General features: G+C 62.8%; 9 protein-coding genes. 7 read left to right on the top strand and 2 right to left on the bottom strand.

Annotated elements, in window-relative coordinates; genetic code table 11:
* Positions 1 to 676, bottom strand: a 676-nt coding sequence (locus YH64_RS29910) for an IclR family transcriptional regulator (protein ID WP_143215624.1), incomplete at its 3' end; no start/stop codon positions are given.
* Positions 673 to 1,305, bottom strand: coding sequence for a flavin reductase family protein (locus YH64_RS29905; protein WP_046807937.1), 633 nt, complete (start codon positions 1,303 to 1,305; stop codon positions 673 to 675). The genes YH64_RS29910 and YH64_RS29905, both read right to left, overlap by 4 nt.
* 248 nt (positions 1,306 to 1,553) lie before the next feature.
* Between YH64_RS29905 and YH64_RS29900 the strand changes: the two genes are divergently transcribed.
* The 7 genes from YH64_RS29900 to YH64_RS30430 form a co-directional block, all read left to right on the top strand.
* Positions 1,554 to 2,522: a tripartite tricarboxylate transporter substrate binding protein gene (locus YH64_RS29900; RefSeq protein ID WP_046807936.1), complete on the top strand. Its 969-nt coding sequence runs from the start codon at positions 1,554 to 1,556 to the stop codon at positions 2,520 to 2,522.
* A gap of 122 nt (positions 2,523 to 2,644) precedes the next feature.
* Complete coding sequence (locus YH64_RS29895; RefSeq protein ID WP_046807935.1) at positions 2,645 to 3,025, top strand: RidA family protein; 381 nt, start codon at positions 2,645 to 2,647, stop codon at positions 3,023 to 3,025.
* A 12-nt stretch (positions 3,026 to 3,037) separates the two neighbouring features.
* Positions 3,038 to 4,000, top strand: a complete 963-nt coding sequence (locus YH64_RS29890; RefSeq protein ID WP_255444891.1) for an amidohydrolase — start codon at positions 3,038 to 3,040, stop codon at positions 3,998 to 4,000.
* Positions 3,997 to 4,860, top strand: coding sequence for a fumarylacetoacetate hydrolase family protein (locus YH64_RS29885; protein ID WP_046807934.1), 864 nt, complete (start codon positions 3,997 to 3,999; stop codon positions 4,858 to 4,860). The genes YH64_RS29890 and YH64_RS29885 overlap by 4 nt, the downstream gene beginning before the upstream one ends.
* 13 nt (positions 4,861 to 4,873) lie before the next feature.
* Positions 4,874 to 5,656: a 2-oxo-hept-4-ene-1,7-dioate hydratase gene (hpaH, locus tag YH64_RS29880; protein ID WP_046807933.1), complete on the top strand. Its 783-nt coding sequence runs from the start codon at positions 4,874 to 4,876 to the stop codon at positions 5,654 to 5,656.
* Positions 5,657 to 5,666: 10 nt separating this feature from the next.
* Complete coding sequence (locus tag YH64_RS29875) at positions 5,667 to 6,434, top strand: aldolase/citrate lyase family protein (protein WP_046807932.1); 768 nt, start codon at positions 5,667 to 5,669, stop codon at positions 6,432 to 6,434.
* A 471-nt stretch (positions 6,435 to 6,905) separates the two neighbouring features.
* Positions 6,906 to 7,173: toxin VasX (locus YH64_RS30430; protein WP_221935938.1), on the top strand; the 268-nt coding region annotated here is incomplete at its 3' end.

Genomic DNA, 7,173 nt, shown 5'->3' with positions numbered 1-7,173 from the left:
CCGTAATCGCCCCCAGCGCCACCCCTCCCTCCGTCAACACCGGCACCGCCACCGCGCTAGTCCCCGGCATCAGCCCGGCCGCCGCATGCGCAATCCCCTCCCTTCTCGCCACCTCAACCCGCGCAATCACATCCTCCACCCGCTCCCCCATCACCTCCAGCCTGGCCGCATTCCCCCGCACCAACTCCACACTCTCCTCCCTTCCCAAGCTCGCCAACAACGCCACGCCCGACACTCCCACGCCCAACGGCCGTCTAACACCCACCTCAATCGACAGCACCTGTATCGGATGCCTTCCCGTCCGCCTTCCAATACATATCGAATCGTGCCCATGTCGAATACTCAAAAACACCGTATCCCCCACCTGATCGGCCAGCTCGCTCATATACGGGTCCGCCAGCGTCAGCAGCGGAAAGCGCCTTGTCCGCGCCAGCCCCAGCAAACTGATCTCTTGCCCGATCAAATACCGTCGCGTTTCTGAATCCTGTTCAACCGCGCCCTCTTGCACCAAAGTCTTCAGCAGGCGATGCACGGTGGGCCGATTCAAGCCGGACATGCGTTCCAGATCCACCAGCCTTACACCGCGCTCTTGTCCGCAGGCAATCAGGCGCAGCAGCGCCAAGGCCCTGCGTACGGTCTGCGCGCCGGACGCGCTTTTATCTTCTGCTTCGCTCACGTGGCCTCCGGTTTGATAATGGATTTGGGCGTTTGCTGAATACCGCGCTTGGTGACGATGGGGCCTAGCGATGCGTAGTTGGGGCCGCCGATGCGGCAGATGGGGCGTAGTAATGCGGTATCGATCTTGCCGTCTTGCAGCAGGCCATCGCGTATATGGAACATCACCACTTCGCCCACGAAGAACTCGGCGCCGGTGTCGCCAAACGGGGTGACGCTATGAAAGCGGCATTCCAGGCTGATGGGCGCGGCGGCAAGTCTGGGGGTGTCGATGACGGCGCCGGGAAGCACGCTTAAGCCCAGCACGTCGACTTCGCTGATTTCGGGCGGGTGTTCTTGGGCGCTGTCGTGCAGGGGGTCAAGCAGGGTTTCGTCGCCGACGTTGACGACGAAGTGGCGGTTGGCCAGGATGTTCTCGGCGGTGTCTTTGCGTTTGCCGGCTTTGCGGCCGATGTTGACGCCGATCATGGGGGGTTTGTTTGAGACGAAGGTGTAGCAGCTGAACGGCGCCAGGTTGACGCCGCCGTGGGCGTTGACGCTGCTGATCCAGGCGATGGGCCGGGGCACGACGATGCCGCTCATCAGGCGGTAGGTTTGCTCGGGGTTCAGGTCGCTGGCGGGAAAGTGCATGGTGGGTCTGGCTCCGTAGTCCGGATATTGAACATTCAACAATGAATAAAACCGCGTGCGCAATAGGCGCCCAGGGTAATTCTGCGGCGAAACGCGGTCATGCCAAAAGCTGTCCGCAATACAACCTGCCAAAAGAGTCCAACATCCGGAACTTTTCTTGAAATTCGGATTGTTCAGCGGCGCGGGAATTTCTAGAGTGTCGTCAAACACAACAAACAAAACGTGATGACACGACCAGGAGACAAACCATGCATCGCAATGCGCTTCGCGCCTGCGCCACGGTGGCGCTGACCGTTCTGACTTCCATGGCGCACGCCGCGTGGCCCGAGAAACCCGTGAAGATCGTGGTGCCCTATCCGCCGGGCGGCAATGTGGATGTGGCGGCGCGGCTGATTGCGCCGGGCTTGCAGGCGGCGTTTGGGCAGCCGTTTATTGTCGAGAACAAGCCGGGTGCGGGCGGCATGATTGCCGGTGAGCAGGTGGCGCGGTCCGAGCCCGATGGCTACACCTTGTTCATGGCGGCGAACGGGCCGCTGCTGTTCTCGCCGCTGATTTTCAAGCGGGATGCGTACAAGTGGGATCGGGACTTTGCGCCGATCAGTTCGGTGTCGTACACGCCGCTGGTGTTGCAGGTGAAGCCGGGCTTGCCGGCGCAGACGCTGGCGGAATTGCTGGCGCTGGCGAAGAAGGAGCCGGGCAAGCTGAACATGGCGTCTCCGGGTGCCGGGACCACGAATCATCTGGTCAGCGAGCTGTTGCAGTCGTTGACGGGCGCGCGTTGGACGACGGCGCAGTACAAGGGCAACGCGCCGGCCACGACCGATCTGTTGGGCGGGCAAGTGGATTTCAACTTTGATCAGATTTCAGTGGCGCTGCCGTATGTGAAGGAAGGCCGCTTGCGCGCCTTGGCGGTGACGACGGCCAAGCGCGTGCCATCGATGCCGGACGTGCCGACGTTTGCGGAAGCGGGTGTGCAGGGCATGGAGGCCGCCACGTTTACCGGGCTGCTTGCGCCCAAGGGCACGCCGCCGGATGTGCAGAAGCGCTTGAGCGAAGCGCTGACGAAGATTCTGGCGCAGCCGACGATTATTCAGCGTTTTGATGAGCTGGGCGCCGAGGCGCGCGGCAGCTCGCCCGAGGAATTCACGCGCTATCTGGCTGCGGAAGACGCGCGCTGGACGCCGATCATCAAGCGTGCGGGCATCACGGCGAACTAAGGCCAGACCACCGCCTGGCCTGACCCGCCAGCAGCCACGCCCTGACAACCGAACGCATCGCGGCCTTGCCTGGTCATGGCCACGATGCCGCCCCACCCTCTACTTTCCAAACGGAACCCGCCATGAGCAGACGCAGCATTTACGCGGAAGGCTTCAGCCACAAGAACCCCATTCCGGCCGCGTGCCGGATTGGGCCCATGCTGTATTCGGGCAGCATCCAGGGCACCGATCCGGCCACCGGCGCCTACGGTGCGTCGCTAGAACGCCAGTGCGAGCTGATGTTCGACCACGTGCGCCGCATTGTGGAAGCGGGCGGCGGCACGCTGGATCACGTCGCCAAGATGACGGTGTGGATGCGCGACCGCAGCCAGCGCGCGGCGCTGAATGCGGTGTGGCTGCAAGCGTTTCCGGAAGCGGAGAACCGTCCGGCGCGGCACACGATGCAGGCCGATCTGGATGGCGACAAGCTGATCGAATGCGATTTTGTGGCCGTGATCGGGTAAGGGAGACAGACGATGACTCAAAGCCAAATGAATCAAAGCCAAAGTTCGCAGAATCAAGCCGCGCAGAATCCAGCATCGAAGCATCAAGCGCCGCAGCACCAACCCTCGCAGTACCAACCCTTCAATCCCCGCCCCACTGCCCCCGCCACCCGCCTGCCGGCTAAGGCCTGCGATAGCCAGTTTCACGTATTCGGCTCCGCAGACCGTTACCCCGTGCGCCCCGGCGCGGCGTACGAGATGCCCAGCGCCACCATCGAGACCGCGCTGGGCCTTCACCGCCTGCTGGGCATCGAGCGCGGCGTGATCGTGCAGGCCACCACCTACGGGGCGGATCACCAGGTGGTGCTGGACGGCCTGGCCGCCGCCGGCCCGTCGTATCGCGGTTGCGCGAATGCGGTGGTGCTGGCCGAGCGTGACGACGCCTACATACAGAAGCTGCACGATGCGGGCGTGCGCGGCGCGCGTTTTACGCGGCAAGGCTTGGGTATCAGCATGGCGCCCGCCGTGTTTGACCGCGCCATTGCGCGCATTCGTGAACTGGGCTGGTACGCCAAGTTTCAGCCGGAGCCCGACGGCATGATGGCGCAGGCGGCGCAATTTGAACGGCTGGATATTCCGGTGCTGCTGGATCACATGGGGCGTGCTGATCCCACGGCGGGCGCGGCAGATCCGACTCGGCAGTTGTTGGAGTCGTTGCTAAGTCGCGGCAACTTCTGGGTGATGTTGTCGCTGACGGAAAAAATCTCTCGCACCGCCCCCCCTTGGAACGACGTGACGCCGCTTGCGCAAGCGCTGATCGCCGCCAACCCCGACCGCGTGGTGTGGGGCAGCGACTGGCCACACCCTGTCTCCACCAAGCCCACGCCCGACGAGGGCCAGTTGGTGGACCAGTTGGCGCGTTATGCGGGCGACGCCGCGACGCTTAAGAAAATCCTGGTGGACAACCCTGCTCGCTTGTTTGGATTCGACGAATGAAACTGCTGACTTATACGCATGAAGGCCGCACGCACTTTGGCGCGCTGCGTGGCCAGGACCAGATCGTGGCCTTGGATGGACATGGTTATGACAGCCTGCGCGCTGCGCTGGAAGCCGATGCCCTGCCCGCGCTGGCCAAATTGGCGGACTCGCATCCCGCCACGCACAAACTTAAAGACGTGCGGCTGTTGCCGCCGATTCCGCAGCCAGAAAAAATCATCTGCGTAGGCGTGAACTACGGCAAGCGCAACGAGGAATATAAAGACGGCAGCGCGCCGCCCGCCTACCCCAGCGTGTTCCCGCGCTTTCCGGGTTCGTTCGTGGGCCATGGCGAACCCTTGCTGCGCCCACCGGAATCCGAACAACTGGATTACGAAGGCGAGATCGCCATCATCATCGGCAAGGCCGGCCGCCGCATTGCGGCCGAGGACGCCTGGAGCCACATCGCGGGCCTGACCTGCCTGAACGAAGGCACGGTGCGCGACTGGATCAAGCACGGCAAGTTCAACGTGACGCAAGGCAAGAACTTTGACGCCAGCGGTTCGATGGGGCCGTGGATGGTGACGGCCGATGAATTCGACCCCGCCGCGCCGTTGACGGTGACGACGCGTGTCAACGGTGAACTGCGCCAGCAAGACGCCACCGACAACCTGATGTTCCCGTTCGCGGAACTGATCCGCTACATCTCCATCTGGACCACGCTGAAGCCCGGCGACGTCATCTCCACCGGCACCCCCATCGGCGCGGGCGTGCGCTTCACGCCGCCGCGCTTTTTGAAGCCGGGCGATGTGGTTGAAGTCGAAGTGGCCGGCATTGGCGTGTTGTCCAACCCCGTGGCCGACGAAGTCGCCGCGCACTAATCAGGAGCCTTCCATGCTTAACGACGAAGACCGCGCCCGCGCGGCCAGCCTGCTGCTTGAAGCCGAGCGCAGCGGCGTGCCCACCACGCAGTTGGACCAGGCGTTTCCCGGCATTGAGATTGCCGATGCGTATGCCATCCAGCAACGCAATATCGACCAGAAGATTGCCGACGGCGCAAAGCTGCGCGGCCACAAGATCGGCCTGACGTCCAAGGCGATGCAAAGCACCGTCGGTATCGACGAGCCGGACTACGGCCATTTGCTGGACACGATGTTCTTTCAAGATGGGCAGACCATTCCCACCGACAAGCTGATCGTGCCGCGCGTGGAAGTCGAGCTGGCTTTCGTGCTGGGCAAGCCCTTGCGAGGCCCGGATGTGAGCCTGTTCGACGTGCTGGATGCTACGGATTACGTGGTGCCGGCGCTGGAACTGATCGACGGCCGCAGTAAATACCCGCGCCGCATTGTGGACAACATTGCTGATAACGCCGCGTGCGCCGGCATCGTGCTGGGCGGCCGGCCGGTGCGGCCGATGGATATTGATCTGCGCTGGGTCGGCGCCCTACTGCTGAAAAATGGCGTGATCGAAGAATCGGGTGTGTCGGCGGCGGTGCTTGGGCATCCGGCGTTGGGTATTGCGTGGTTGGCGAACAAGCTTGCGCAGCACGACGCCGGGCTGGAAGCCGGGCACATCGTGCTGGCGGGGTCCTTCACCCGCACCGCTGCGGTAAAGCGCGGCGATACGCTGCATGCCGACTACGGCAAGCTGGGCAGCATCTCGGTGCATTTCTCTTAAGGCGGCGCGCATGGAACTCCCCATCAATACGTTTAAACGCGCGCTGCGCGAACAGCGCCATCAAACCGGGCTGTGGGTCACGCTTGGGGCTGCGAACAGTACCGAACTGGTTGCCGCCAGCGGCTTTGATTGGCTGCTGCTGGATACCGAGCACACGCCCGTGGTGCTGCCGACGGTAATGGCGCAGTTGCAGGCGGCTGGCGCGTATAAGAGCCATCCGGTGGTGCGCCCGTCTTGGAATGACAAGGTGCAGATCAAACAGTATCTGGATATCGGCGCGCAGACCTTGTTGCTGCCGTATGTGCAGAACGCGGACGAGGCGCAAAGCGCGGTGGCGGGTATGCGTTATGCGCCGCGCGGCGTGCGGGGCATTAGCGGCACGATGCGCGCAACGCGGTATGGGCGTGTGGCGGACTATATGCGCCGGTGCGAAGAGGAATTGTGTTTGCTAGTGCAGGCCGAGACGGGCGAAGCGCTAGAGAACCTGGACGCGATGATTGCGGTGGATGGCGTCGATGGGGTGTTTATCGGCCCCGCGGATCTGGCTGCCAGCTTGGGATATCCCGGCGAGCCGCAGCATCCGAAGGTGGTGGCCGAAGTGGAAAGCGCCATCCGGCGGGTACGCGCGGCAGGCAAGGCGCCGGGGGTGTTGACGGGCGATGAGGCGCTGGCGCGGCGCTATATCGAGGCAGGGAGTTTGTTTACGGCGGTCGGCGTGGACGCGGCGATCTTGGTGCGGCATTGCGATGCGTTGGCGGAGCGCTTCGCGGGCATCTAAGGCGGCCTCGTTCTGGGCGGAGCAAACCCGCTGGGCCACATTTGGCCCGATCAAGCCAAATTTGACCCGCTATAACTCCTTGATAAAGCGCTGCTTATTTTTTAACGGGCCAAATATGGCCCGTTTTGCGTTGGAAATTCCGGCAATTCCGGGTGCTTGGCGCAACGCAGCGCGGGCGGCGTCGCGCAAATAGCCCATAAGTCATTGATAGCGTTGACGGTTTTACTTTTCCCTGCCGGCATGGCACGGATATTGCATTAGTCCTCACAGCACTTCGTTTTGAAAGCGCCGGGTCGATTCATTTACGACGCTGGACGCTAGTGAATGGCGTGACGTGCTTTACACGCCGAATTGATCGCGGAGTTGATGATGAGTTCGCATGCAAGCTCTTTCGCCCACCAGGCTCGGCTGGCGGTGTTGGAAACGATGGCGGTGCCAGCAGGTACTTGCCGCGCTTGCGAGCGCAGCGGAATGCCGATCTTGTTGCTGCGCGATGCGCCATTGCCGCCGAGATCCTCGCCGTCTTGGACATCTTCGTCAACGTCGTTGCCGTTCGACCCTGAACAAGACCGCGTACGCATCGATATGCAGCCGGGCAACTATCGCCTACTGCGCGAAGGGTTTGTGTATGTGCTGCTGGATCAGGAAATCTGGCACGCGTACCAAGTCACCGCCGACGGGCACATGCGCCAATATGACCCGTACCGAATGCCCGAGGGCACTCCCCGCCCCTTGTCCC

This window comes from Achromobacter sp. LC458 (assembly GCF_001005835.2).
Lineage (GTDB): Bacteria > Pseudomonadota > Gammaproteobacteria > Burkholderiales > Burkholderiaceae_B > Achromobacter > Achromobacter spanius_B.
The sequence above is the reverse complement of the archived record's forward strand: the minus strand, read 5'-3'. Positions and strand labels throughout refer to the sequence as shown.